This window comes from Arthrobacter sp. HMWF013 (assembly GCF_003061105.1).
GTDB lineage: Bacteria > Actinomycetota > Actinomycetes > Actinomycetales > Micrococcaceae > Arthrobacter.
The window spans coordinates 1-2,893 of the sequence record NZ_QAIQ01000666.1; the positions used below are offsets into that span (position 1 = coordinate 1).

Consider the following 2,893-nt stretch of genomic DNA (forward strand, 5'->3'; position numbering starts at 1 on the left):
GCCGTTATCAGGGTGACGCCGGTGGGGTATTGGCCGAGGACGTATCGGAACCAGGCGGCGTTTTCGGGGCTGCTCTCCTGCGTCTCGGCAGTGGAAGCACGGATGATCTGTGTCATCGTCAGGCTCTCCTCTTCGTTGAGATTTCCTCAAGTAAACGTGGAGATTGCGCGGCGCGGAAATAGTTCCAAAGTATGCGGGCTATCCCGAATTCTGATGCTTGCACACCGTTCGTCGGCGGGGTCTGCGGTGGTAGGTTCGTTGGGACACTGGGGCCTGAGGGCCCGTCGGCCGGGGTGCAGATTCCCCTGGACGCGCACCTGGCCGGTGTCGAGCCAGCTTTGTTGGCTCTCCCAGAACGAGGTTGCGGTGCGCCGTTCACACTTGTCCCTGAACACCGATGCCGAGTCTGCTGACGTCGGTTTTCCCGCGGGGCCATCCCCCGAGGAGTCTGCCGGGCAGGCCCTTAGTCCCACGCCGAAGGTCCGCATCGGCCGCATCTATGCGGCCCTACTGATCATCGTTCTCCTGGCCGCACTGGACCACACCATTGTGGCTACGGCGTTACCCACTGTCGTGGGCGAGTTGGACGGTGCCAGTCACATGGCATGGGTAATTACGGCTTACACCTTGGCCATGACAGTGGGGATGCCTGTCTACGGGCGGCTGGGCGACAGGTTTGGCAGGCCTGCGTTGCTGATGGTTGCTTTGAGCATTTTCCTTGCGGCCTCCGCGCTGTGTGGGTTTGCGCAGGACATCTTTCAGCTCTCGCTGTTCCGCGGCATTCAGGGGCTCGGCGGCGCCGGGCTCGCCGTCTTGCCGCCGGCCATCATTGCGGATCTTGTCCCGGCCCGGCAACGTCCCAAATACCTCGGCCCGCTCGGTTCTGTCTTCGGAATCGCAACGGTCATCAGCCCTTTGGTAGGCGGTGCCATCACCGACACGGTGGGCTGGCGCTGGGTGTTCTGGATCAACCTTCCGGTTGGGCTGCTTGCCTTGGCCATGGCCTTCTCCCTGCGCCGCCTGCGCTCCGTCCGAGCATCAGGAGGTGTGGACTGGGCCGGCACAGCCCTCATGCTGACATTCACCTGCGCTTTGGTGGCATGGGTGTCTCTGTCCACGGAACGCGGCGTGTCTGCTGGGATGCTGCTCGGCCTTGCAGCGTTGACGGCTGTATCCGGCGTCCTCTTTGTGGTTGTCGAGATCCGCTCAAAGCACCCGCTGATACCAATGGGAATGTTTCGGAGCTGGCCAGTGGTCAATGCGGCGGGTTTGGGTCTGGTCATTGGAGCAGGGCTTTTCAGCGTGGTGGCGTATCTGCCCACGTATGTGCAGATGGTCTATTCGACGTCGGCTTCCGTGGCAGGGCTGATTCTGCTTCCCCTTGTTCTCGGACTCATGGCGTCCACCAACCTCAGCGGCTGGATCGTCAGCCGAACCGGCCGGTACAAGGTGTTCCCACTGGCCGGATCCGCCCTGGCGGCTGCCACGGCAATCTGCCTCCACTTCCTCCAACCGGAGACGCCGCTGCCAGTGGTGGGGATTCTCCTGGCCCTATTGGGGCTGGCAGTGGGCAGTTTCATGCAGATCACCGTGGTTGCGGCCCAGAACGCAATGCCGCATTCCGTGGTGGGAAGCGTGACGGCGTCGATCGGCTATCTGCGGGAACTGGGCGTCACAGTGGGAACGGCCGTGTTCGGTGGGCTCTTCGCGACGTTGCTCGCGCAGGGTTCCGCAAACAACATGCTGGGGCTGCCTGGCTCGGTCATCACCGACCCCCGCGCCGTACAGCAATTGCCCGAGGCGATCCAGGCGGGCGTCGCCGCCATCTACTCAGACGCCTTCTTGCCGATCTTTGCGCTCCTGGCCTGCATCTTTGGCGCGGGCGTGCTGCTGTCGATCTTTATGCCGGAGCAGCGTCTCGCCGAAAGCATGGATGGCCCCTGACACGAGCCGCACGGGTCCATGGAGACCTGCCGGGAGCACATCGGCATCCGCCTCAAAGACGGCAGCGCCCGGACGGGTCTGGTCGCCCGCGGCGGCGTCACCCGCCAGCCGGTTCCACCACGAATTGGTCACCGCGATCTCCAGCGCGTTCGCGCCTGTACGGACGGCGTCAGTGATGTCAATCCGGAAAGGATACGTCCACACAGTGCCCACGTTGTGGCCATTCACGCGGACCTCGGCGAGGTCGCTGACGGATCCCAGCTCGAGAACCAAGCGACGCTCCGACTCCAACAATGCCGAATCGGCGCTGAAGGTGTGCCGGTACATTGCCGTCCCCGAGAAGTACTTCACATCCAACGCCTGGGCATCCGCCCCCGGGCCACTCCACGGTGCCGGGGACTTCATGGTGACGTTCGACGGCGACTGTCCGTCGCCGTCGAACGTCACCTCCCAAGGCCCCTCCAGCAGGACTTCCGCCGTGGCAGGCTGCTCATGGGTGCCCGCACGCGGCGTGGCTGCATCGGCGCTTGAGCCCCCGCGGCGCAGGAGGACGAACGCCGATCCGAACGGTTCCAGCTGGAGATCAACGGCGGTCCGGCCGGCTTCGCTGCGCACGGCCACCGCTGTCCGGGCGACCCGGACGGGGTCCCACAGCTCGGCGGAAACGGCGTCGCCCCTGAAGGACGCGGTGATCTTTTCCGGCCGTTCGAGCTGGTTGCTGACGAAATACAGCTCCGCACCATCGAGGTGGCGGTGGATAAAGGGCAGTTTCGCCCCTTCGGGAGCGGCGAGAGCCCAGTCCGGTTCCACGCCCATCCTGGCGAGCGCGTCCGCCACGCCATCCGGCGCAGGTACCCCGGCCAGGTCAAGCAGGCCGGGACTGTCAGCCCAGATGCTCTCCACGGCGGCGGCCCACGCGGTGGGGTCGTCGCTGCGGCTGGGCGAGCTT

The 2,893-nt window shown here is 64.8% G+C and carries 2 protein-coding genes; one reads left to right on the plus strand and one right to left on the minus strand.

Going from position 1 to position 2,893, the window contains the following annotated elements:
• The first annotated feature begins 366 nt into the window (after positions 1 to 366).
• On the plus strand, positions 367 to 1,944 hold the full coding sequence (locus tag DBR22_RS21725; RefSeq protein ID WP_181365282.1) for an MFS transporter: 1,578 nt from the start codon (positions 367 to 369) through the stop codon (positions 1,942 to 1,944).
• On the opposite strand, the gene DBR22_RS21730 is transcribed toward DBR22_RS21725, so the two are convergent.
• The coding region (locus DBR22_RS21730) for a glycosylhydrolase-like jelly roll fold domain-containing protein (RefSeq protein WP_258229378.1) at positions 1,831 to 2,893 on the minus strand (1,063 nt) is incomplete at its 5' end. The genes DBR22_RS21725 and DBR22_RS21730 overlap by 114 nt on opposite strands.